The sequence below is a fragment of the Streptomyces sp. B3I8 genome, from assembly GCF_030816915.1.
Taxonomy (GTDB): domain Bacteria; phylum Actinomycetota; class Actinomycetes; order Streptomycetales; family Streptomycetaceae; genus Streptomyces.
On record NZ_JAUSYN010000002.1, the window covers coordinates 3844262 to 3866852 of the forward strand.

The 22591-nt window shown below is 72.0% G+C and carries 17 protein-coding genes and 1 pseudogene; 10 read left to right on the forward strand and 8 right to left on the reverse strand.

All coding sequences use genetic code 11. The features are described from left to right. Positions 1-97: 97 nt before the first annotated feature. A complete protein-coding gene (locus tag QFZ64_RS19260; protein WP_307067416.1) occupies positions 98-1297 on the forward strand; it encodes a MarP family serine protease in 1200 nt (399 codons plus the stop codon). Positions 1298-1428: 131 nt separating this feature from the next. Here QFZ64_RS19260 and QFZ64_RS19265 read toward each other — a convergent pair whose 3' ends face one another. The 6 genes from QFZ64_RS19265 to QFZ64_RS19290 form a co-directional block, all read right to left on the reverse strand. Continuing rightward, positions 1429-1608 carry a hypothetical protein gene (locus tag QFZ64_RS19265; protein ID WP_006142024.1) on the reverse strand — a complete coding sequence of 60 codons (180 nt, stop codon included), beginning with the start codon at positions 1606-1608 and terminating at the stop codon, positions 1429-1431. Positions 1609-1840: 232 nt separating this feature from the next. Then, on the reverse strand, positions 1841-2791 hold the full coding sequence (locus QFZ64_RS19270) for an alpha/beta fold hydrolase (protein ID WP_307067420.1): 951 nt from the start codon (positions 2789-2791) through the stop codon (positions 1841-1843). Beyond that, positions 2788-3264, reverse strand: coding sequence for a phage holin family protein (locus QFZ64_RS19275; RefSeq protein WP_307067422.1), 477 nt, complete (start codon positions 3262-3264; stop codon positions 2788-2790). The genes QFZ64_RS19270 and QFZ64_RS19275 overlap by 4 nt, the downstream gene beginning before the upstream one ends. A 227-nt stretch (positions 3265-3491) precedes the next feature. Further along, positions 3492-4937 carry a Na+/H+ antiporter NhaA gene (nhaA, locus tag QFZ64_RS19280; RefSeq protein ID WP_373430632.1) on the reverse strand — a complete coding sequence of 482 codons (1446 nt, stop codon included), beginning with the start codon at positions 4935-4937 and terminating at the stop codon, positions 3492-3494. A gap of 349 nt (positions 4938-5286) precedes the next feature. After that, entirely contained in the window at positions 5287-7248 is a 1962-nt protein-coding gene (gene acs / locus QFZ64_RS19285) for an acetate--CoA ligase (RefSeq protein ID WP_307067424.1), read from the reverse strand. Between the two features lie 264 nt (positions 7249-7512). After that, positions 7513-10083: a SulP family inorganic anion transporter gene (locus tag QFZ64_RS19290; RefSeq protein WP_307067426.1), complete on the reverse strand. Its 2571-nt coding sequence runs from the start codon at positions 10081-10083 to the stop codon at positions 7513-7515. A 306-nt stretch (positions 10084-10389) separates the two neighbouring features. Between QFZ64_RS19290 and QFZ64_RS19295 the strand changes: the two genes are divergently transcribed. Together QFZ64_RS19295 and QFZ64_RS19300 are read left to right on the forward strand one after the other, a co-directional pair. After that, positions 10390-11727, forward strand: coding sequence for a hypothetical protein (locus QFZ64_RS19295; RefSeq protein ID WP_307067427.1), 1338 nt, complete (start codon positions 10390-10392; stop codon positions 11725-11727). A gap of 89 nt (positions 11728-11816) precedes the next feature. After that, the gene (locus QFZ64_RS19300; protein WP_307067429.1) at positions 11817-12638 is read left to right on the forward strand and encodes an oxidoreductase; all 822 of its coding nucleotides are present in this window, start codon (positions 11817-11819) and stop codon (positions 12636-12638) included. A gap of 461 nt (positions 12639-13099) precedes the next feature. Here the strand turns inward: QFZ64_RS19300 and QFZ64_RS19305 are convergent, their stop codons facing one another. Further along, the gene (locus tag QFZ64_RS19305) at positions 13100-13933 is read right to left on the reverse strand and encodes an HAD family phosphatase (RefSeq protein WP_307067431.1); all 834 of its coding nucleotides are present in this window, start codon (positions 13931-13933) and stop codon (positions 13100-13102) included. A gap of 515 nt (positions 13934-14448) precedes the next feature. On the opposite strand from QFZ64_RS19305, the gene ssd reads away from it, so the two are divergent. The 7 genes and pseudogenes from ssd to QFZ64_RS19340 form a co-directional block, all read left to right on the forward strand. Then, the gene (ssd, locus tag QFZ64_RS19310) at positions 14449-15552 is read left to right on the forward strand and encodes a septum site-determining protein Ssd (RefSeq protein ID WP_307071763.1); all 1104 of its coding nucleotides are present in this window, start codon (positions 14449-14451) and stop codon (positions 15550-15552) included. 140 nt (positions 15553-15692) lie between these two features. Continuing rightward, a complete protein-coding gene (locus QFZ64_RS19315) occupies positions 15693-16919 on the forward strand; it encodes a TadA family conjugal transfer-associated ATPase (protein WP_307071764.1) in 1227 nt (408 codons plus the stop codon). Positions 16920-16951: 32 nt separating this feature from the next. Further along, positions 16952-17881: a type II secretion system F family protein gene (locus QFZ64_RS19320; RefSeq protein ID WP_373430633.1), complete on the forward strand. Its 930-nt coding sequence runs from the start codon at positions 16952-16954 to the stop codon at positions 17879-17881. Then, positions 17878-18723: a type II secretion system F family protein gene (locus tag QFZ64_RS19325; protein ID WP_307067433.1), complete on the forward strand. Its 846-nt coding sequence runs from the start codon at positions 17878-17880 to the stop codon at positions 18721-18723. Before QFZ64_RS19320 ends, QFZ64_RS19325 begins: the two co-directional genes overlap by 4 nt. 266 nt (positions 18724-18989) lie before the next feature. After that, positions 18990-19193: a DUF4244 domain-containing protein gene (locus QFZ64_RS19330; RefSeq protein WP_373430758.1), complete on the forward strand. Its 204-nt coding sequence runs from the start codon at positions 18990-18992 to the stop codon at positions 19191-19193. Between the two features lie 52 nt (positions 19194-19245). Beyond that, positions 19246-19605: a TadE family type IV pilus minor pilin gene (locus QFZ64_RS19335; protein ID WP_307067437.1), complete on the forward strand. Its 360-nt coding sequence runs from the start codon at positions 19246-19248 to the stop codon at positions 19603-19605. After that, positions 19602-19922 (forward strand): annotated as a pseudogene (locus QFZ64_RS19340) (Rv3654c family TadE-like protein); the annotation flags it as partial. The gene QFZ64_RS19335 and the pseudogene QFZ64_RS19340, both read left to right, overlap by 4 nt. Before the next feature lie 68 nt (positions 19923-19990). Here the strand turns inward: QFZ64_RS19340 and QFZ64_RS19345 are convergent. After that, a complete protein-coding gene (locus QFZ64_RS19345; protein ID WP_307067438.1) occupies positions 19991-22591 on the reverse strand; it encodes a DEAD/DEAH box helicase in 2601 nt (866 codons plus the stop codon).

The window sequence follows — 22591 nt, forward strand, 5'->3', positions numbered from 1 at the left end:
TTTCGACGGGGGACGCCGTGTCCCTCGCCGCCTCGTGTTCCGGAACACCGGCCGGACTTCGTGGTGAGAGGAACGTGACGAGGCGAGGCGTGAAGCGGTGAACGTGCTGGACATCCTGTTGCTGGTCGCCGCGGTGTGGTTCGCGGTCGTGGGCTACCGGCAGGGTTTCGTCGTCGGCATCCTGTCGGTGACCGGCTTCCTCGGCGGCGGCCTCGTCGCGGTCTATGTGCTCCCCGTCCTCTGGGACGAGGCGACCGACGGCGCCGAGGTCAACACGACGGCCGCCGTGATCGCCGTCGGAGTGGTGATCGTCTGTGCCTCCGTCGGGCAGGCCCTGACGACGCACCTCGGCAACAAGCTCCGCCGCTACATCACCTGGTCCCCGGCCCGCGCGCTGGACGCCACGGGCGGCGCCCTCGTCAATGTCGTGGCGATGTTGCTGGTCGCCTGGTTGATCGGGTCCGCGCTCGCGGGGACCACGCTGCCGACGCTCGGCCGGGAGGTCCGGGGCTCCAAGGTGCTGCACGGCGTCTCGCAGACCCTGCCCTCGCAGGCGGACTCCTGGTTCGCGGACTTCTCCTCCGTCCTCGCGCAGAACGGCTTCCCGCAGGTCTTCAGCCCGTTCGCCAACGAGCCGATCACCGAGGTCGAGCCGCCCGACCCGGCCCTGGCGCGCAGCGCGGTCGCCACGCGCGCCAAGCGCTCGATCGTCAAGGTCATGGGCACCGCCCGCAGTTGCGGCAAGGTCCTGGAGGGCTCCGGCTTCGTCTTCGCCGACCGCCGCGTCATGACCAACGCGCACGTGGTCGGCGGGGTCGACGAGCCGACCGTGCAGATCGGCGGCGAGGGGCGCAAGTACGACGCGACGGTCGTCCTCTACGACTGGCGGCGCGACATCGCCGTACTCGACGTGCCCGACCTGCCCGCGCCCGTACTGCGGTTCGCCTCTCCCGCCGCCTCCAGCGGCAACGGCGCGATCGTCGCCGGCTTCCCGGAGAACGGCTCGTACAACGTGCAGCCCGCGCGCGTACGCGGCCGGATCACCGCGAGCGGCCCGGACATCTACCACCGCGGCACCGTGCGCCGTGACGTGTACTCACTGTTCGCGACCGTGCGTCAGGGCAACTCGGGCGGTCCCCTGCTCACCCCTCAGGGGCGGGTCTACGGCGTGGTGTTCGCCAAGTCGCTGGACGACGCCGAGACCGGTTACGCCCTCACCGCCGAGGAGATCGAACAGGACATCGACCAGGGGCGCAGGGCGAACCAGCAGGTGGACAGCGACAACTGCGCGTTGTGACGACCGGAGCCGCGTGTTGTACGACCGGAGCCGCGGGTTGTGACCGTTCGAGTTGCGCGTTGTGACGGGCCGCCGGCTGAGGGATGGCCGACGGACTGGCCGGAGCGGTCGTCCGACGGCCTGCCGGTCGGTCAGCCGCGTGCGTGCCGCAGGCGGGCGGAGACCCAGCGGGCGCGGCGGCGGAGGATGTGCGGAATACCCACGCGGGGATCGGCGCCCGCCAACTGCGGGGCGCCCCTCTCATGAGGGCCCGGACCAGCGGCCGAGCGGCGGTTGCGTGCTACGTCGTTGTAGTCGTGCGTCCAGCCCATACCCCGACCGTGCCCCCGCCCCAAGGTCGATAACCTCCCCGCGGGCCTCCAATTGGCCTATGCGTCAGGCACATGGCTGTGCGACGAACAGACGTTCCCTGTTCGGATACCGGGCGTGCCGGTGAGGTGACACGGCGGATGCCCGTACGCCTCGCGGTCGTACCGCCCCGGCCGTCGTACCGCCTCGTCGTCTCGCTGCCGTGCCGGCTCGCTGCCGCGTCGGCTCACCGGCTCACCGGTCCGGTTCGGGGTCCCGCAGCCAGTTGATGAGCTCGGTGGAGAACGCGCCGGGATCCTCCTCGTGCGGAAAGTGTCCCAGGCCGTCGAAGAGGCGCCAGCGGTAAGGGGCCTCGACGTACTCCCCGGAACCGGCCGCGCTGCGCGTGCGCAGGACGGGGTCGAGGGAACCGTGCAGATGCAGCGTCGGCACCCGTACCGGCCGCTTCATGCGCCGGTTGAACTGGAAACCGTCCGGCCGGGCCAGCGAGCGCACCAGCCACCGGTACGGCTCCACCGCGCAGTGCGCGGTGGACGGGATGCACATGGCCTTCTGGTACGCCTCGACCGCGTCGTCGTCCGGCAGCCGGGGCCCCGACCACTCCCGGATCAGCCGCCCGACCAGCGCGCCGTCGTCGGCGGTGAGTCGGCGCTCGGGGACGAAGGGCCGCTGGAACCCCCAGATGTGGGCGCTCGCCGCCGACTGCCTCGGATCCCGCAGCATCGCGGCGCGCCAGCGCCGGGGGTGCGGCATGGAGGCCACCGCGAGCCGGCGCACCAGCTTGGGCCGCATCGCCGCCGCCGTCCACGCCAGATAGCCGCCCAGGTCGTGTCCGACCAGCGCGGCGTCCGGCTCACCGAGGGAGCGGATCACTCCGGTGACGTCCAGCGCGAGGTTGGCCGGGTCGTAGCCGCGCGGCGTACGGTCGCTGCCGCCGACCCCGCGCAGGTCCATCGCCACCGCCCGGAAGCCCGCGTCGGCGAGCGCCACCAACTGGTGCCGCCAGGTCCACCAGAACTGCGGGAACCCGTGCAGCAGCAGTACCAGCGGCCCGTCGCCCAGCTCCGCGATGTGGAAACGGGCGCCGTTGGCTGCGACATCCCGGTGGATCACCTCTTCGCCGCCGGGGACGTCGAGTCGTACGACCGAGGCGGGCTGGGACCAGGGTGTGGCGGGGTCCGTCATGAGGACGAGCGTGCCACAGCCTCGATGTGCGTGTCCGGCAGGTCCGGACGCGGATGCGGCTTGGCGTTCTGCAGCACCCCGGCCGTCTCCTTCACGGAGGCGGCGACCTTCTGCGGTCCCTTGCCCTTCTTGGCCTTCTTCGCGAACGACATGCCGATCAGCCCGAGCAGGCCGGCGACGACCACGTTGGCGGCGAAGGACAGCAGGAAACAGACAGCCAGATTCCAGTGGCTCCAGGTGCGGATCCCGTACGCCAGTGCGAAGTTGAGCATCGGCAGGGAGAACAGCAGCACCGCGCCGGCTCCGGAGAACGCACCGCCGGAGAGCGCGCCGCGCTTCACGTCCTGCTTGAGTTGGGCCTTGGCCAGCGCGATCTCGTCGTGCACCAGTGCGGACATCTCCGCCGTGGCCGAGGCGAACAGCCTGCCGATGCTGGGCTCCGCGCCGACCGGGCTGCCGTCGGGTGCGCTCATCGAGGGTCTCCCTGTTGTCGTGTGGGTCGTGTCGGGTCGTCGTACGTGAGTGCGTCTCTTGCGTGCGTCGCTTGCGTGCGGCGCCGGGTGGTCTCTTGAGCGGGGCTCTGGAGTTCTGGGCCTCAGGGTTGCTGCGTCTCCGCGTCTCCGCGTCTCTGGGGTCCCGGGGCGCGGTCTGTCGTCCGTGCGCCGTCGGAGACGTTTCGACGTTTTGTGCACAGGTCAGATCATGCCGGACCGTGGTCCCCCTCGCCTGCCCCGCCCGTCACTTCGGCAAGCCTTCGATGTTCGGCGGCCCTGGCCTCGTAGATCTCGGCCATGCGCAAGTGGTACGCCGGATCGTGCTCCTCGTAGACGTCGGGGATGCCGTCCTCGTCCTCGTCGCGCTCCTCCTCCGCCGACAGGGCCCGGTACTTGGCGTTGCGGATCTTCAACAGTACGGCCGCCAGCACGGCGGCGATCAGCGAGCCGCACAGCACCGCGGCCTTCGCCTCGTCGGTCAGCACCGGGTCGTCGGTGAACGCGAGTTCGCCGATGAGGAGGGAGACGGTGAAGCCGATGCCGGCCAGCGTGGCGAGCGCGAAGACGTCCGACCAGGTCAGTTCGTCGCTGAGCGAGGCCCGGGTGAAACGGGCCGTCAGCCAGGTGCCGCCGAAGACGCCGAGCGCCTTTCCGAGGACGAGGCCGAGCACGACACCGAGCGTCTCCGGTTTCCCGAACACATCTCCGAGCGCGCCGCCGGACAGGGAGACACCCGCGCTGAACAGGGCGAACAGAGGCACCGCGAGACCGGCGGACAGAGGGTGCACCAGATGTTCGATGCGCTCGCCGGGGGAACGCTCCTCACCCTCGCGGCGGTGGCACCGCAGCATCAGGCCCATCGCGACACCGGCGATCGTGGCGTGCACGCCGCTGTTGTACATCAGCGCCCAGATCACCACGGCGAGCGGGACGTACACGTACCAGCCCCGTACCTCTTTGCGCAGCAGCAGCCAGAAGAGGACGAGGCCGGCGACGGCGCCGCCGAGCGCGGCGAAGTTCAGCCCGTCGGTGAAGAAGACCGCGATGATCAGGATGGCGAACAGGTCGTCGACGACGGCGAGCGTGAGCAGGAAGGCGCGCAGCGCGGAGGGCAGAGAGGTGCCGATGACCGCGAGGACGGCCAGTGCGAACGCGATGTCGGTGGCGGTGGGGACCGCCCAGCCGGAGAGCGAGCCGCCGCCGACGAGCGCGGTGAGGGTGTAGACGAGCGCGGGCGCGGCCATTCCGCACAGTGCGGCCACGACGGGCAGGGCGGCCGCGCGCGGATCCTTGAGGTCCCCGGCGACCAGTTCGCGTTTGAGCTCGACACCGGCGACGAAGAAGAAGACGGCCAGCAGGCCGTCGGCGGCCCAGTGCGCCACGGAGAGGTGCAGGCCGAGTGCGGAGGGCCCGAAGTGGAAGTGGCTCACGCTTTCGTAGCTGTGGCCGAGACCGGGCAGATTCGCCCAGATCAGTGCCGCGACCGCGGCGAGAAGGAGGATGACTCCGCCGACGGTCTCGGTGCGCAGGGCCTCGGCGACGTAGTTCCGCTCGGGCAGCGAGAGACGGCCGAGGAACCTGCGGTCACCGTTGCGGGGCCGGCCGGGCCGAACGGGCTGGTCGGCTGTACGGGGCTTGCGGGGCGGGGCCACGAGGGGGACCTCCGGGTGAGTGGGCAGCACGCATTACGTGCCGACCAGACTTCCCGGCGCGCCCGAAAAAACCTTTGCTCTTGTGGAGGGTGTCCCGACAAGCCTACCCAGGACCCACCCCTTGGGCCACGGTACGGCTCCTGACTCCCGGCTCCCGGGGGCAGATCGGGCGGGTTGAGCAGGGCGAGCAGGCCGGTCAGAAGGTCCCGGCCGAGGCCGGCGGGCCCCGCTCGGGTGGGGTCCTGGGGCCGGAGCGGACAGGACCGGCCGGGGTCGGGGCGGGGCCACCCGGCCCCGACCAGGTGGACCGGCCCCGACCAGGTGGACCGGCCCCGACCCCGGCCCCGGATCAGTCCTCCGACGCCGCCGCCGGCAGCTTCGCCTGGATCAGGTCCATCACCGTCGAATCGGTGAGCGTGGTCACGTCACCGAGCTGACGGTTCTCGGCCACGTCCCGCAGCAGCCGCCGCATGATCTTCCCGGAGCGGGTCTTCGGCAGCTCCGCCACCGGCAGGATCCGCTTCGGCTTCGCGATCGGCCCCAGGGTCGCGCCCACGTGGTTGCGCAGCTCGCCGACGAGGTTCTCCGTTTCCGCCGCCGTGCCCCGCAGGATGACGAAGGCGACGATCGCCTGTCCGGTCGTCTCGTCGGCCGCGCCGACCACGGCCGCCTCGGCGACCGACGGGTGCGAGACGAGGGCGGACTCGACCTCGGTGGTGGAGATGTTGTGCCCGGAGACCAGCATCACGTCGTCGACGCGGCCCAGCAGCCAGATGTCCCCGTCGTCGTCCTTCTTGGCGCCGTCACCGGCGAAGTACTTGCCCTCGAAACGGGCCCAGTAGGTGTCGAGGAACCGCTGGTCGTCGCCCCAGATGGTGCGCAGCATGGACGGCCACGGCTCGGTGAGCACCAGGTAACCGCCGCCGCCGTTGGGCACCTCGTTCGCCTCGTCGTCGACGACCGTCGCGGAGATGCCCGGCAGTGGGCGCTGCGCCGAGCCCGGCTTGGCGTCGGTCACGCCCGGCAGCGGGGAGATCATGATGCCGCCGGTCTCCGTCTGCCACCAGGTGTCCACGACCGGGGTGCGGTCGCCGCCGATGTGCTTGCGGTACCAGATCCACGCCTCGGGGTTGATCGGCTCGCCGACCGAGCCCAGGACCCGCAGCGAGGACAGGTCGAACTTCGCGGGGATGTCGTCGCCCCACTTCATGAACGTTCGGATCGCGGTCGGCGCGGTGTAGAGGATCGACACCTTGTACTTCTGGACGATCTCCCAGAAGCGGCCCTGGTGCGGGGTGTCGGGCGTGCCCTCGTACATGACCTGCGTCGCGCCGTTGGCCAGCGGACCGTAGACGATGTACGAGTGGCCGGTGACCCAGCCCACGTCGGCCGTGCACCAGTACACGTCCGTCTCGGGCTTGAGGTCGAAGACCGACCAGTGCGTGTACGCCACCTGGGTGAGGTAGCCGCCGGAGGTGTGCAGGATGCCCTTCGGGCGGCCCGTCGTACCTGACGTGTAGAGGATGAACAGCGGGTGTTCGGCCTCGAACGCTTCGGCCGTGTGCTCGGCCGACTGCTTCTGCGTGAGTTCGTGCCACCACACGTCACGGCCCTCGGTCCAGGCGACTTCCTGGCCCGTGCGCCGTACGACGACCACGTGCTCCACGGTGGTGCCCTCGCGGCCCACCGCGTCGTCGACCGCCGGCTTGAGCGCGGAGGGCTTGCCGCGCCGGTAGCCGCCGTCGGCGGTGATGACGACGCGGGCGTCGGCGTCCTCGATACGGGTGGCCAGCGCGTCCGCCGAGAAGCCGCCGAAGACGACCGAGTGCGCGGCTCCGATGCGGGCGCAGGCCAGCATGGCGATCGCCGTCTCGGGGATCATCGGCATGTAGACGGCGACCCGGTCGCCCTTGCGCACGCCCAGCTCCAGCAGGGCGTTGGCCGCCCTGGACACCTCGTCCTTGAGCTCCGCGTAGGTGATCGTCCGGCTGTCGCCGGGCTCGCCCTCGAAGTGGATGGCGACCCGGTCGCCGTTGCCCGCCTCGACGTGCCGGTCCACGCAGTTGTACGCCACGTTCAGTCGGCCGTCCTGGAACCACTTGGCGAACGGCGGGTTCGACCAGTCCAGCGTCTCGGTCGGCTCGGTGGCCCAGGTCAGCCGACGGGCCTGCTCGGCCCAGAAGCCGAGTCTGTCAGCCTTGGCCTGTTCATACGCCTCGGCCGTGACGTTGGCGTGCGCGGCGAGTTCTGCGGGAGGCGCGAAGCGACGCTCCTCCTTCAGGAGGTTGGAGAGGGAAGGATTCTCGCTCACTTTCCCATCTCCTCCGTCAGAAGGCCGGCCAGGCTTTTGTTGCTCACGACATCTCCCTTTCCCAGGGTGTCCGTTGTGTCCCAGGCCACAGCTCATCAGACCGGCACCCCCGATGACAAGGGTCGCCGGACAAATGGTTTAGACCTCTTGTGATGTGCAGGCTATGGCCCGGGTCCGGCTCCCCGGCGCCGGGCCACACGTTCTCACGGGCGGCGGACGTGATCGGTTCACCAGCGTGGCGGGCCGTGTGCGACCCGCCGCTCCTCAGGCCGGCGTGCCCCGGACGGGCCGCAGGGCCTCCACCCGGGTGAACACCCCCTCCCGCGTCCCGTCCCCCGGCGTGCCGTTCAGCAGGTAGGCCTGTGCTCTGCCCACGTGGAAGTACATGCCCTGCAGATCGAGCGAGCCCTCGTGCAGGGCGCGGGCCACGCACTCGTGCGCTGCCAGGTGCTCCAGCTGCTGCACCACATTGGTCAGACAGAGCCTTTCGGCGATGTCGGCGGGCTCCCCGTCGGCGAACCGTGCCCCGGGCCTGTCGCCGGCGGTCATCCGGTGCACGCTCGGCCGCCCGTGCCGCAGCCAGCGCCCGAGCGGCGTCCGCGCCGCATCTAGTCTGCCCGGCCCATCCGTCCTGCCGGGCCCAACCGGCGGACCGAGCCTGTCCGGCCCACCTGGTCCACCTGGTCCGTCCGGCCCGTCCGGCCCACTTGAGTTGCCCGGCCAGTCGGCCGCGGTCGTCGGTTCAGCTGTCGCCAGCAGGGCCTGCACCGCCCCGCAGCCCGAGTGCCCGCAGACCGTGATGGACCGCACCCGCAGCACGTCGACCGCGTACTCGATGGCCGCCGCCACCGAGTCGTCACCGCTCTCCTCGCCGGGCATCGGCACGAGATTGCCCACGTTGCGCACGACGAACAGGTCGCCGGGACCGCTGGCAGTGATCATCGAGGTGACGACTCTGGAGTCGGAGCAGGTGAGGAAGAGCTGCGACGGGTTCTGTCCCTCCCGGGCGAGCCGCGCCAGCTCGTCGCGCATCAGGGGCGCGGTGCGGTGCTGGAAGGCGCTGATGCCTCGGGCGAGTTGATACTGCCCGCTCGTGGGCGGTCGCTCGTCACCGGGCGCCCGTGAGTCGGTCACCCGCTGCCCGTCGACGGAGCGCTGTTCTCCGGCGGACCCGCCGTCCCCGTCCGGCGGACCTGTGGGCCGCGTGGCGGACTCCGGGGCGCACTGGTGGTTGCGCCAGGGTGTCCATGGCCCGCAGTGGCAGACCGGTGTCCTGGGGACCGGCTCGGCGAACCGGGGCCCCGCCCGCCCCGTCAGCTCCACCGAGCCGCCCCGTGCGAGGTGTTGTCTGCGCCAGTCCTGCAGCGCTTCGTAGGCGGCGTGGTCCATGAAGGAGCCGTCGAGCTCCACGACCGTGTCCGCCCCGGGTGGCACCAGATGCAGGGTCCGGCTGAGTCGGGGCACGGCGAGGAACGTCAACTGTCCGCGGGCGTGCAGATGATGGACGCCGTCACGCTCCTCGTGGGTGATACGGGTACGGGCCAGCCGGTGCAGGGCGACGGCGACGGCGGCGGCGATGCCGAGGGCTACGCCCTGCAGGACACCGAGGAGGACGACACCGGCGAGGGTGACCGCGTACACCGGCATCTCGCGGTGACGGGTGACGGTGCGGATGTGGCGTGGCGAAACCATCTGGATGCCGACCGCCATGACGAGCGCGGCGAGGGCGGCGAGGGGGATCAGCTGCAGTGCCGGGACCAGGAGCAGCGCGGCGACCACCATCCAGATGCCGTGCAGCATCGTGGAGTTCCGACTCACCGCGCCCGCGCGCACGTTGGCCGTCGAACGGACGGCGACACCCGCGATCGGCAGTCCGCCGAGTGCGCCGGACAGGATGTTGCCGGCGCCCTGTCCGAGCAGTTCCCGGTCGAGGTCGGAGCGGTCCACGTGAGCGTGGGCGCCGGTGCGGGAGGCGACCAGCTTGTCCACCGCGACCGCGCCCAGCAGCGACTGCACGCTGCACACCAGCGTGATGGTGAGGACGGCGGCGACGAGGCCGGGCACCGGGCCGTCCGGGAACCCGGCCAGTGCGTGGTTGCGCCAGGAGGGCAGTTCGACCTTGGGCAGGGTGAGCGCGGCCAGCGAGGCGGCCGCGGTGGCCGTGGCCACCGCGACGAGGGGGGCGGGGATGGTCCGCAGCAGGCGTCCGGTGCGGCCCGGAAGGCGTGGCCAGAGCAGCAGCAGCCCCAAGGTGAGGACGCTCGTCGACAACGCGGCAGTATCGAGGTGCGCGACCTGGCCGGGCAGTGCGCGCAGGTTGTCCGGCACGGCGCTCTGCGGGGTGCCGCCGAGCACGATGTGCACCTGGGCGACGGCGATGGTCACCCCGATGCCGGCGAGCATGCCGTGCACGATCGCGGGACTGACCGCGAGTGCCGTACGGGCCACACGCAGGCAGCCGAGGAGGAGCTGGGCGCAGCCGGCAAGGACAGTGATCGCGCAGGTGGCGCGCCATCCGTAGCGCTGGATGAGGTCGGCGGTGACCACGGTGAGCCCGGCGGCGGGACCGCTGACCTGCAGCGGGGAGCCGCCGAGCCGACCGGTGACGAGGCCGCCGACGGCCGCGGCCACCAGGCCGGCCTGCAGGGGCGCGTCGGTGGCGAGGGCGATGCCCAGGGACAGCGGGAGTGCGATCAGGAAGACCGCGATCGATGCCGACAGATCGGCGCCGGCGATGCGGAACCGGCGGCGTGGCGCGGGCGGGGGGCTGTGTGGTGGGTGGGTGCGCCTGGTGTGGCTCGGATCGGTGGCGTGAGTGGGCAGGCAGGCTGACACGGGTGTCGTCTCCTCTGGAGGCACGGCTGGCAGCGATGGGTACTGCATTGCCAAGATTCGGCAAATCAAAAGTAATGCAAAGTAAAAAAGAGAGTAGCTGGAATCCGAGCAAGTGGCGCAATAAGTCACTCTTGCGGGTTAGTCAGTAATTTCATCGGCTTGTCATACAAATTCCTTCGAAGTCGCGTGCGACCTTGACCGGGCTGTTCGCGTGCGCGGTTTTCGTCCCGTACGGCGGCCCGCCGGACGGGCTCCGCGGCACGCCCGACCGGCCTTGCCCCGAACGAAGGAAGAAGGTGGGCGGAGATGGCCGCCACCCAGAAGATCGCCGCAGGCGTCGCACTCGCCGCGGCCTGTGCCACCGCGGTCGCCGGCTGCGCGACCGACACCACTCACGCCCCGCCCGGGGAACACGCCTCCGGCGCCCCTGGGCGTTCCGGTGTACCCGGCGGCAAGCAGGGCGCCGGTGCGCCGGCCGCTCCGGGCAGCGTGTTCCGCCCCCTCGGCGACGGCTCCACCGCGTACACGGGTGCGCAGCCCCACCTGCCCAGACCCGAGCGGCTGAAGCCCGGCCAGCAGCCCCCGCAGTTCGTTGTCTTCTCCTGGGACGGCGCGGGAGAGGACAGCCAGAAGCTGTTCTCGCGCTTCCGTCAGGTCGCCAAGGACAACGACGCGACCATGACCTTCTTCCTCAGCGGGGTCTACATGCTCCCCGAGGAGAAACGCGACCTGTACCGGCCGCCGCAGCACGCGCCCGGCCGTTCGGACATCGGCTTCAACGACGAGCAGGGCATCCGGGACACCGCCACCCAGGCGCGTCTGGCGTGGCTGGAGGGCAATGAGATCGGGACCCATTTCAACGGACACTTCTGCGGGCCCGACGGCGGGGGCGGCAAGTGGTCGGTCGACGAATGGAAGTCCGAGATCACCCAGGCCAAGTCGTTCGTGAAGTCCTGGAAGACCAATGCCCCCGGCCTGAAGAACCTGCCTCCGCTGCCCTTCGACTACGACAAGGAGCTCATCGGCGGGCGCACGCCCTGTCTGGAGGGTCAGAAGAACTTCGTCAAGGCGGCCCGCGACCTGGGCTTCCGGTACGACAGTTCCGGCGTGAACGAACAGGTGTGGCCCGCCAAGAAGGAAGGTCTCTGGGACCTGTCCATGCAACTCGTGCCTTTCCCCGGGCACTCGTACCAGCAGCTCACCATGGACTACAACTTCATGGTCAACCAGTCGGGCACTCGCACCCAGGGCGACCCCGGCAAGCGGGAGATGTGGGGCGACCAGATGCGCGACGGCCTCCTGCAGGGCTTCGACCGCGTCTATCACGGCAACCGCGCGCCCCTGATCATCGGCAACCACTTCGAGTCCTGGAACGGCGGTACCTATATGCGCGCCGTCCAGGAGGTCGTCGAAAGCGTGTGCAACAAGCCTGAGGTGCGCTGCGTCTCCTTCCGTCAACTGGCCGACTGGCTGGACGCTCAGGACCCGCGGGTCCTCGCCGAACTGCGCGGCCTGAAGGTGGGCGAGGCCCCGAAGGCGGGATGGGCCTCCTTCCTGTCGGACCGGTCGGCCCCGGCACCGAAGGGGGTGCCCGGGGCACCGGCGGAGAGAGCTGAGAAGGGCGAGCGCAGCAGCAAGGGCTAGGCGGGCGCCGCATCACCGGGCCGGGCGCCCGGACGTGAAGAAGGACACTCCCGCACGTCCGGGCGGTCCGGGTGCGTAGGGTCGTACTCATGAGTACGACAGGTGCGACCGCCGATCCGCTCGCCGCCCTCGCGACGCTGCCCGGCGTGCCCGAGGCCGTGGAATCCGTGCGCAAGGCAGTGGACCGGGTCTACGGACACCGGATCATGCGGCGCCGCAGCAACGAGATCACCTCCGAGGCCGCACTGCGCGGTGCCCGTGGCTCGGCGGCGCTGTCCGGCGCCGACTGGGCGCTCGAGGAAGTACGCCGTCGCACCGACTTCGGCGACGGCGACGCCCGTACGGTCGGTGCGGCGCTGCGGCTGACCGCGGAGGCCGGGCAGCTGCTGTCCATCTGGAGGCAGTCCCCCCTGAGGGTGCTGGCGCGGTTGCACCTGGTGGCGGCAGCGAGCGAGGAGGACGAGGTCGGACGTCCCCGTCGGGACGGCGAGCCGGTCCACGAGCCGCTCGTCGAACTGCCGCTCCCGGGTGCCGCCGAGGTCTCGGGCCGTCTGGACGGTCTCTCCGAGCTGGTCATCGCGGGCGGTTCGGCGCCCGCCCTGGTGACCGCGGCCGTCGTGCACGGCGAGCTGGTTGCCCTGCGGCCGTTCGGCTCGTACAACGGTGTCGTCGCGCGCGCGGCGGAGCGCCTCGTACTGGTCGGCAGCGGCCTGGATCCCAAGGCGGTGTGCCCCTCGGAGGCGGGCCACGCCGAGCTGGGCCGGGCGGCGTACGTCGCCGCCCTGGAGGGATACGTCAGCGGCACCCCGGAGGGCATGGTCGCTTGGATCACCCACTGCGGCCGGGCCGTCGAGCTGGGCGCCCGGGAGTCGACGGCGGTGTGCGAGGCACTCCAGCGCGGGGCAGCGTGACGCCACGTACGGCGCGCAGGAATGTGCGTGCTCGTACGGGCACAAGAATGCGGCGGTACGACAATCGTACCGCCGCTGGCATGGGCGCCGGGTTACCAAGCGTCCTCGATATGTTGCCCATCAGGTCGGGTACTTCGCCCGTCACCTGGTGCGGCTGGCCCGTAATCGACGGGTCGACGTCGCGTGGGTGCCCGGTGTCCATGCGCGGTCCGTGGGACCAACAGCGTTACAAAAGGGGATCCTCGCGGATGTCCTTCGGTCTCGCGGTCCGTTGATTCCTTTGTACTCCTGGACCCGGACAAGGGGAAGTGGAGCCCGCGCTTCTTTACTTTTGTCGTCAAAAGCTCATGAATCGGGCGTGCGGCGATGAGGGGGCGGTGAGTGGAGGAGGGCTTGGCCGGCGGACGGGCCGCCAGGCGGACGGGCCGATGCCGGGCGGAGACCGGTGTTCCGCCGAGGCGTCAGGCGGTTGCCGCGCGCCGCCTGCTGGCGTACCAGACAAGTCCCGCCGTGGCCGCCGCCGCTCCCACCGCGGCCATCGCCACGAGAGCCGGCCGTGGCGGCACCGAGAACCCGGGCAGCCGTTGCTTGAGTCGTACCGGTCGGTGGAAGTCGAGCACCGGCCAGCCGCGGGCGACGGCCTCGCGGCGCAGCGCCCGGTCGGGGTTGACGGCGTGCGGGTGTCCGACGGACTCCAGCATCGGGACATCGGTCGCGGAGTCGCTGTACGCGTAGCAGCGGGCGAGGTCGTACCCCTCGGAGGCGGCCAGTTCGCGCACCGCTTCCGCCTTGGTCGGTCCGTACGCGTAGTACTCCACCTCGCCGGTGAAGCAGCCGTCGTCGCCCACCACCATCCGGGTCGCCACGACCCGGTCCGCGCCGAGCAGTTCCCCGATGGGTTCGACCACTTCGGCACCGGAGGTGGAGACGATGACGACATCGCGTCCGGCGGTGTGGTGCGCCTCGATCAGGGACGCGGCCTCGTCGTAGATGATCGGGTCGATGAGGTCGTGCAGCGTCTCGGCGACGATCTCCTTCACCTGCTGGACGTTCCAGCCCCGGCAGAGCGCGGACAGGTACTGCCGCATGCGCTCCATCTGGTCGTGGTCCGCGCCGCCGGCCAGGAAGACGAACTGGGCATAGGCGGTACGCAGGACGGCCCGGCGGTTGATCAGGCCGCCTTGGTAGAACGACTTGCTGAACGTGAGCGTGCTCGACTTCGCAATGACCGTCTTGTCCAGGTCAAAGAAGGCCGCTGTGCGGGGCGAGGAGTGCTTTTCCACGGGCCCGAGCATATGCGCCCACCATTCGGGCTAGCGCGGGGCGCGGCTGGTTTGCCTGAGAGGGGCTTCGGGTACACCATGGAAGTCACGGATCGTTCGCGACCGTGCTAACCCGGCCCGACTCCTCCCCCCCCGAGTCGGCCGTGGAGACGACCCCCGCTCTCCCCCCCGGCGGGGGTCGTCGCATGTCCGGATGGGTTTTCTCGTTCCGAGCCCGGTTGATGCAACGGCCCTGCGTGGAACCGGGGGTTATTTGTCATGGGCATGACTTGCTACTCAGGGTAGTCATGGTGTAGCGGTATGACAGTCGTACGCCGTTCACCGATATGGGTGAGCGCGATATCCACAATCGCCGAGTTGTCCACCGTTTTGGACCAAGATCCACACGATTTCGGGGAGCGCCACATCGTGTTTCCAGCGCGTCCACTCGCGGCGAGTTCGGCGGAGTTCATGGCCGGTTGTCGTTTGTCGGACGCAATGGCCGGTTCGTATCGGCTGTTCGCCGTGAGAACCCGACGACGAAGGGGCTGGAGACCGTGACGGAAACCATCGAGCACGACGGGACACACCGCGCAGAGGGACGGCAGCGCGGACCGCTGATCGTCACCGAGGACACCGAGCTGCTCGACGACCTGCTGCGCCTGTGCGCCGCCGCGGGTGCCCGGCCCGAGGTGCATCCGACGGTGCCCGAGGGCCGGGAACGCTGGGAGGCGGCGCCCTTGGTGCTGGTCGGGAACGACGCGGTGCCCCGGGTCCGGGGGGCCACCCGCAGGCGGGGAGTGGTGCTGGTCGGACGGGACCAGGACGACTCGGGAGTGTGGCGCCGGGCCGTCGAGATCGGGGCCGACCACGTCCTCGTGCTCCCGGACGGCGAACAGTGGCTGGTCGACCGCATCGCCGACGTCACCGAGGGCGTGGGGCGTCCGGCCCTGACCGTCGGGGTGCTCGGCGGACGTGGCGGGGCGGGCGCCTCCACACTGGCCTGCGCGCTCGCCGTCACCTCCGCCCGCGAGGGCCGGCGCACCCTCTTGGTGGACGCGGACCCGCTGGGCGGCGGACTGGACGTCCTGCTGTGCGGTGAGTCGGCGCGCGGTCTGCGCTGGCCCGCCTTCGCCGCCTCGCGGGGCCGCGTGGGCAGCGGGGCACTGGAGGAGTCACTGCCCGCGCTGCACGCCCTGCGAGTGCTGAGCTGGGACCGGAGCGACGCCGTGACGGTGCCTCCCGAAGCTGTCCGTGCCGTCCTGGCCGCCGCCCGTCGACGCGGGGGCACGGTGGTCGTCGACCTGCCGCGCCGATTCGACGAGGGCACCGCCGAGGTTCTCGCACAGGTCGACCTGGGGCTCCTGGTCGTCCCGGCCGAGCTGCGCGCGATCGCCGCGGCCCGGCGGGTGGCGTCGGCGGCCGGCCTGGTCCTGGGCGACCTCCGGGTTGCGGTGCGCGCCCCCTTCGCGCCCGGGTTGGACGACCGTGAGGTGGCCCGGTTGCTCGGGCTGCCGCTGGCCGGCGAGGTGCCGACGGAACTCCTCGCCCCGGACGGGGGCACACCGCCCGGAGCGGCGGCGCGAGGCCCGCTCGCCCGCTTCTGCTCGGCCTTCTGGAGCCGGGCCCTGACCGGGACGGAGGCGGCGTGAACGGCGTCGGCGTGCGAAGCGGTGGCGGAAGCGGCAATGGCCTCGGGAGCGGAGGCGGGAGCGGCAGGGCCAGTGGCCGTGGAAGTGGCGTCGGCACGGAGCGCGCCGACGACCGCCGTTCCGAGACCGGACATGCCGCACTGTTGGACGGGGTGCGGCGATGGCTGGCCGAGAGCGGGGCCGAACCGACCCCCGCACGCGTGGCACAGGCCCTGCGGGAGCAGGGCAGGGTGCTGGGCGACGCCGAAATCCTCGGCACCGCCGAGCGGCTGCGCTCCGAACTGGTCGGCAGCGGGCCGCTGGAACCGTTGCTCGCCGACCCCTCGGTGACCGACGTGCTGGTCTCGGCGCCCGATCGGGTCTGGGTGGACCGCGGCGGCGGCCTGGTGCTCACGCCGGTGACCTTCCCGGACGCGGCGGCCGTACGGCGTCTCGCACAGCGCCTCGCGGCCGTGGCGGGACGGCGCCTCGACGATGCGCGGCCCTGGGTGGACGCTCGGCTTCCGGACGGCACCCGACTCCATGCCGTCCTGCCTCCGGTCGCCGTCGGTTCCACCTGTCTGTCCCTCCGGGTGGTCCGGCCGCGCGCCTTCACCCTCGGCGAGCTGGTCGAGGCGGGCACGGTACCGCCCGGCGGCGACCGCCTGCTGCGGGCACTGATCGACGCCCGGCTGTCGTACGTCATCAGCGGTGGCACCGGCTCGGGCAAGACGACTCTGCTCAGCGCGTTGCTGGGCCTGGTGGACCCGGGGGAGCGGATCGTCCTTGCCGAGGACTCCGCGGAGCTGCGGCCGCACCACCCCCATGTGGTGCGGCTGGAGGGACGTCCCGCCAACCAGGAGGGCGCCGGCCTGGTCGAACTACCGGACCTGGTGCGGCAGGCGCTGCGGATGAGACCCGACCGGCTGGTCGTCGGCGAGGTGCGGGGCCCGGAGGTCGTCTCCCTGCTGGCGGCTCTGAACACAGGACATGACGGCGGTTCGGGCACGCTTCACGCCAACGCGGCGGCCCAGGTGCCTGCCCGTCTCGAAGCGCTCGGCACCGCCGCCGGACTCGATCGCGCGGCCCTGCACAGCCAGCTCGCCGCCGCACTGTCGGTCGTTCTTCACCTCGTGCGCGACCGCACCGGTTGGCGGCGCATCGCCGAGGTGCACGTCCTGGAGCGGGACGCGGCCGGGTGGGTGGTCACCGTGCCCGCGCTGCGCTGGGGCAGGAACGCCTTCGTCCGGGAGGAGGGCTGGGAGCGGCTGAGAGTCCTCCTCCGACAGGCGGGCGTGGACGAGGGCGAAGGCGAAGGCGCGGGCGAGGACGCGACGACGGAGACCGGGATCGGAGGACGAGCGGGTGCTGTGCGATGCGGTGAGTAGGGCCCGGGTGAGGGGCGGGAGCAGGACAAGGGATGAGGGCTGACGATGAGGGGAGTGGGGCGGTGACGGGGATGGGCGTGGTGGCCGCGTGCGCCGGTCTGGTCTGCGCGGGGACGGCCGCCTGGTTGCTCGGCGGGCGGCACGGCGGCCCCGGGCGGGCCCGGCTGCTGCTCGCCGGTGCGGACGGCGGGGCAGGTGAGACGGCTGCCGGGGGCGGAACCGGAAGGGGCGCCGGGGCCGGGGCCGAGCTGTGGCAGTTGGTGCTCGCGCGGGTGGGCCGGCTCGGCGCCGAGTGGTGGTCGGTGGCTGCGGGCATCGTGCTGGCGCTGCTCGGCATGTCGGTACTCCCGCTGCTGGCCGGGGCGCTCGGCGTTCCGGCTCTGCGGAAGGTGCGGATGGCCCGGGGGGCGCAACGGGATCGGGAACGCAACGGTGAGGCGGTCATCGCGCTGTGCGCGGCGCTCGCCGGTGAAGTGCGCGCGGGACGGCAGCCGGGCGAGGCACTGCGGCACGCGGCACAGGACTCGGGCGGTCTCGGCGGAGCCAGGGCGGCGGTGCTGGCGGCGGCCCGCTTCGGCGGCGACGTACCTGGCGCGCTCACCGAAGCGGCGCGCGGGCCGGGGGCCGAGGGACTGCTGGGGCTGGCCGCCTGCTGGCGGGTGGCCGTCGACCGGGGCGCGGGGCTGGCCGCCGGGCTCGACCGGCTGGAGGCAGCCCTGCGCGCGGAGCGCGACCAGCGAGCCGACCTGCGGGCCCAACTGGCGGGAGCCCGGTCGACGGCGGTGATGCTCGCCGGACTCCCCGTGCTCGGCCTGCTGCTGGGCACCGCTCTGGGCGCCGATCCGCTGCATGTGGTGCTGCATACCGGTCCGGGGCTGATGTGCCTGCTCGTCGGTGCGGTGCTGGAAGGCGCGGGGCTGTGGTGGGCGCTGCGGATCGTCCGGGGAGCGGAGGAGGCATGAGCGGGCGGTACATGGCCGGATTCCTGGCGCTGGGGGTGGAGCTCCCGCTTGTCCACAGGCTGGGAACGGTGTCTGCGCTGACGGCGGCCCTGTGGTGGTCGGCCCGTGCCCTCACCCGGATGCGGCGCGCACGGCGACTGCGGCGACGGCTGAAAGCGGTGCTGCTTCGCAGATCGGTGGGCCGACGACAGTACGGGCTCCGCGTACGAGACATGGCGCAGGGGTGGCTGCCTCCGGTCGGGGCGGTATGCGGAACGTGGGCCCTGATCGGGGGTGTCGGCGGCCTGCTGCCGGGACTGCTCGCGGGAGCCGCCCTCCGGTGGTGGCGGCTGCGGCGTCAGCGAGGCACCGGGACCGGCTCCCGGGCGGGGGAAACGGCGGCCGACGACACGCTCGCCGCCCGCCAGCTACCGCTCGCGGCGGATCTCCTGGCCGCCTGCATCGCGGCCGGCGCCACCCCGGTGACCGCAGCCCAGGCGGTGGGCGAAGCTCTCATGGGACCCGTCGGAGAGCGGTTGGCGACCGGGGCGGCCGAGGTTCGGCTCGGCGGTGAACCGGCCACCGCCTGGCGGGAGCTGGCGGAGCTGCCGGGTGCGGCATCACTGGCCCGGCTGCTGGAGAGGGCCGGTGATTCGGGTGCCCCGGCTGCCGTCCCCGTGGCCCGCCTCGCCGCGGATGCCCGAGCGGAGCGGGGCCGTGCCGCGACGGCAAGGGCCCGGCGGGCGGGTGTCCTGATCACCATGCCGTTGGGCCTGTTCTTCCTGCCGGCCTTCCTCGTGGTGGGTGTTCTGCCCGTGGTGATCGGACTGGCCGGCGGACTGTTGAGCGGAGGTGGCGCCTGAGGAGCGAACCCGAGACGCGAACCGCGAACTCGATACGAGAACACCGACGTGGACCCGTGCGGTGCACGGGAGATGACGGACGAGACACCGCAGTCAGGCCAATGGCAGCAGGAACGACACACAGCGACAGCGACACGGGGGTCGAGATGAGCAGGACCGAACGAAACCGAGGACGAGGACGGGAGCGCGGAGCAGGACAGATGCGGGAACCAGGGCGATCGCAAATGCGGGCGCGGATGCGGACGTGGATGCGGGCGCTGGCGTGGATGCGCGCTCCGGTGCATGAGTTGCGCAGCCTGTATGAGCGGCGGACGCTGCGCCAGGACAGCGGAATGGTCACCTCCGAATACGCCGTCGGCATTATCGCGGCGGTGGGGCTGGCGGCAGTGCTCTACAAGGTGCTGACAAGCGGCCAGGTGGCCGGGGAACTGCAGGACATCGTGAAGCGGGCGCTCAGTGTCCGTATGTGAACGGGCGAGGCCCGTGGACGCACGGGGTGACCGCGGCACAGTACGGCGGGCGATGGCGGACCGGATGCGCGACCGCGGCTTCGTGACGGCGGAAGCGGCAGTCGTACTGCCCGGGCTGGTGCTCTTCGTGATGGCGCTGATGTGGGCGCTGCTCGCCGCGTCCGCGCAGATCCAGTGCGTGGACGCGGCGCGGGCCGGGGCCCGTGCCGCGGCTCGGCAGGACCCGTCCGACACGGTCCGGGCGACGGCCCGCCGGGCGGCCCCGGAGGGGGCGACGGTGACGGTGGGCCGGGAGGGCGACCTCGTCCGAGTGACGGTGGTGGCCCATCCGCCCGGGCCGGACACGCTGACGCTGGAGCTGCGCAGCACGGCCGTGGCCCTGGCGGAGGAGACGGTGGGGGTGGGCACATGAGTGCGGAGGGAGGAGGAGTCGACCCGCGGGTTCCCAGTGACCGCGACGCCCGCCGCCCCCGAGGTGATCGCGGCTCGGCCGCGGTCTGGGTGGTCTTCGCGCTTGCCGGAGTATGTGCCGTGTTCGGTGCCCTGCTGCTGGCGGGTCAGGCGGTGGTCGTGCGGCACCGGGCGGCGGGTGCCGCTGACCTCGCCGCGCTGGCAGCCGCGGATCGCTGGACGCAGGGCGGTGGGCCGGCCTGCGACACGGCCCGGCGGGTGGCACGGGCGCAGGGCGCGCGGCTGGTGCGGTGTGAGATCGAGGGCGAGGTCTCCGACGTGACGGCGGCTTCGGGGAGGGGGCCGTTCACGGTCCGGGTGCGGGCCCGCGCGGGTCCGCCCGGGGCCTACCCGGCCGGAGACACCGCCCCGGCGCTCCCCTCCGCGCCGCGCACCGCCGTGCCCTCGCCCGCCGTGCCCTCGCCCGCCGTGCCTGCGCCCGACGTGCGCGCGCCCGACGTGTCGTCGTCCTCGGCGTCGCCGTGCTCCGTGTCCTCGCCCCCCGACCCTCCCCGCAGGAGTTCGGCCAGCAGGCGTACGGCGCCCCTCTTGTGCAGCGGCTCGTTGCCGTTGCCGCACTTGGGGGACTGGATGCAGGAGGGGCAGCCGGCCTCGCACTCGCAGGAGGCGATGGCCTCTCGGGTGGCGGTGAGCCACTCCCGGGCGGTGTGGAAGGCGCGCTCGGCGAACCCCGCGCCACCCGGATGGCCGTCGTACACGAAGACCGTCGGCAGCAGCGTGTCGGGGTGGAGCGGGACGGAGACTCCGCCGATGTCCCAGCGGTCGCACGTGGCGAACAGCGGGAGCAGACCGATGGACGCGTGCTCTGCGGCGTGCAGGGCACCCCCGAGGATCTCCGGGTTGATCCGGGCCGCGTCGAGCTGGTCCTCGGTGACCGTCCACCACACCGCGCGGGTGCGCAGCGTACGGGGAGGGAGGTCGAGCTTGGTCTCGCCCAGCACCTCGCCGGTGAGGACGCGGCGGCGCAGATAGGAGACGACCTGGTTCGTCACCTCGACGGAGCCGTAGCAGAGCCGGCCCTCGCCCCAGGGGACCTCGACGTCCGTCTCCAGCACGGAGATCGACGTGGTGTCGCGAGCGACGGTGGTGTACGGCGGCTCGGCCCGCTCGACCAGGGCGACGGAGTCCTCCAGGTCGAGCGAGCGCACCAGATACGTGCGGCCCTGGTGGAGGTGGACCGCGCCCTCGTGCACGCCGGTGTGCGCGGCGCCGGCGTCGACCGTGCCGAGCAGCCGTCCGGTGCCCTCCTCCACCACCTGCACCGGCCGCCCGCCCTGGCCGCGGATGTCGGCGAGGTCGGCGGCCCGTTCCCGGCGTGTCCAGTGCCAGGCCTTCGTACGACGGCGCAGCAGGCCGGCGGCCTCGAGCTGGGGCATCAGTTCCGCGCACGCGGGGCCGAAGAGTGTGAGGTCGTCGTCGCTCAGGGGCAGTTCCGCGGCGGCTGCGCACAGGTGCGGGGCGAGGACGTAAGGGTTGTCCGGGTCGAGGACGGTGGACTCGACGGGCTGGTCGAAGAGGGCCTCGGGGTGGTGGACGAGGAAGGTGTCCAGCGGGTCGTCGCGGGCGATCAGCACTGCCAGGGCACCCTGTCCGGCGCGGCCCGCCCGGCCCGCCTGCTGCCACAGAGAGGCCCGGGTTCCCGGGTAGCCGGCGATCAGGACGGCGTCCAGGCCGGAGACGTCGATGCCGAGCTCCAGGGCGGTGGTGGCGGCGAGGCCGAGGAGCTCGCCGGAGTGCAATGCACGTTCCAGCGCGCGGCGTTCCTCGGGGAGGTAGCCACCGCGGTAGGCGGCGACACGCCGGGCGAGGGAGCGGTCGACCTCGGCCAGCCGTTCCTGGGCGATCAGCGAGATCAGCTCGGCGCCGCGCCGGGACCGTACGAAGGCGACCGAGCGCACGTCCTGTACGACGAGGTCGGTCAGCAGGTCGGCGGTCTCGGCGGTGGCGGTGCGGCGGACGGGGGCGCCCTTCTCGCCGTGCAGCTCGGTGAGCGGGGGTTCCCAGAGAGCGAACACCAGTTCACCGCGGGGTGAGGCATCGTCCGCCACCTCCACCACCGGCAGCCCGGTCAGCCGGCCCGCGGCCACCGCGGGGTCGGCGGCGGTGGCGGAGGCGAGCAGGAAGACGGGGGAGGAGCCGTAACGGGCGCACAGTCGGCGCAGCCGCCGCAGCACCTGGGCGACGTGCGAGCCGAAGACACCCCGGTAGGTGTGGCACTCGTCGATGACCACGTATTTCAGGGCGCGCAGGAAGGAGGCCCAGCGCGGGTGAGAGGGCAGGATCCCGCGGTGCAGCATGTCGGGGTTGGTGAGCACATAGTTGGCGTACTGACGTACCCATTCGCGTTCCTCGGGCGGGGTGTCGCCGTCGTACACGGCGGGCCGCACGGCCGTGCCCAGGGGCTGGGAGAGCTCCTTCACCGACCGGTGCTGGTCGGCCGCGAGCGCCTTGGTGGGGGCCAGGTAGAGCGCGGTGGCACCCCGGCCGTTGGGCGCCTCGGAACCGTCGAGGAGGCGGGAGAGCACGGGCACGAGGTAGGCCAGGGACTTGCCGGAGGCGGTGCCGGTGGCGACCACGACCGAGTCGCCGTCCAGCGCGTGTTCGGCGGCCAGTGCCTGGTGGGCCCAGGGGTGTTCGATGCCGCACTCGCGCACCGCGGCGAGCACCTCGGCGCGAATCCGGTCAGGCCAGACGGCATGGCGGCCCGCCCGCGGGGGCAAGTGCTCCGTATGAGTGACGCGCGAAGCCCGGCTCGGCCCGGCGGTCAGCCGGTCCAGCACGGTGCCCGGCGGGGTCCGCCCGGCGGTGCCCGTCGGGGGTCGATCGGATCGGTGATTCTTGGCCATCGGTCCCGAGTGTGTCACCGGTGTGACGGACAATGGACCCAAGGCGTCGTGCACGCCTGCCGGTAAGTGATTGAATGCCAT

Coding starts and splice junctions, on each gene's coding strand:
- QFZ64_RS19295 (WP_307067427.1), top strand. CDS start 10,390: ATGGCCGCCACCCAGAAGATCGCCGCAGGCGTCGCACTCGCCGCGGCC.
- QFZ64_RS19325 (WP_307067433.1), top strand. CDS start 17,878: ATGAGCGGGCGGTACATGGCCGGATTCCTGGCGCTGGGGGTGGAGCTC.
- QFZ64_RS19330 (WP_373430758.1), top strand. CDS start 18,990: ATGCGCGCTCCGGTGCATGAGTTGCGCAGCCTGTATGAGCGGCGGACG.
- QFZ64_RS19305 (WP_307067431.1), bottom strand. CDS start 13,933: ATGCTCGGGCCCGTGGAAAAGCACTCCTCGCCCCGCACAGCGGCCTTC.
- QFZ64_RS19270 (WP_307067420.1), bottom strand. CDS start 2,791: ATGACGGACCCCGCCACACCCTGGTCCCAGCCCGCCTCGGTCGTACGA.
- QFZ64_RS19275 (WP_307067422.1), bottom strand. CDS start 3,264: ATGAGCGCACCCGACGGCAGCCCGGTCGGCGCGGAGCCCAGCATCGGC.
- QFZ64_RS19345 (WP_307067438.1), bottom strand. CDS start 22,591: ATGGCATTCAATCACTTACCGGCAGGCGTGCACGACGCCTTGGGTCCA.
- QFZ64_RS19320 (WP_373430633.1), top strand. CDS start 16,952: ATGAGGGCTGACGATGAGGGGAGTGGGGCGGTGACGGGGATGGGCGTG.
- QFZ64_RS19300 (WP_307067429.1), top strand. CDS start 11,817: ATGAGTACGACAGGTGCGACCGCCGATCCGCTCGCCGCCCTCGCGACG.
- QFZ64_RS19335 (WP_307067437.1), top strand. CDS start 19,246: ATGGCGGACCGGATGCGCGACCGCGGCTTCGTGACGGCGGAAGCGGCA.
- QFZ64_RS19265 (WP_006142024.1), bottom strand. CDS start 1,608: ATGGGCTGGACGCACGACTACAACGACGTAGCACGCAACCGCCGCTCG.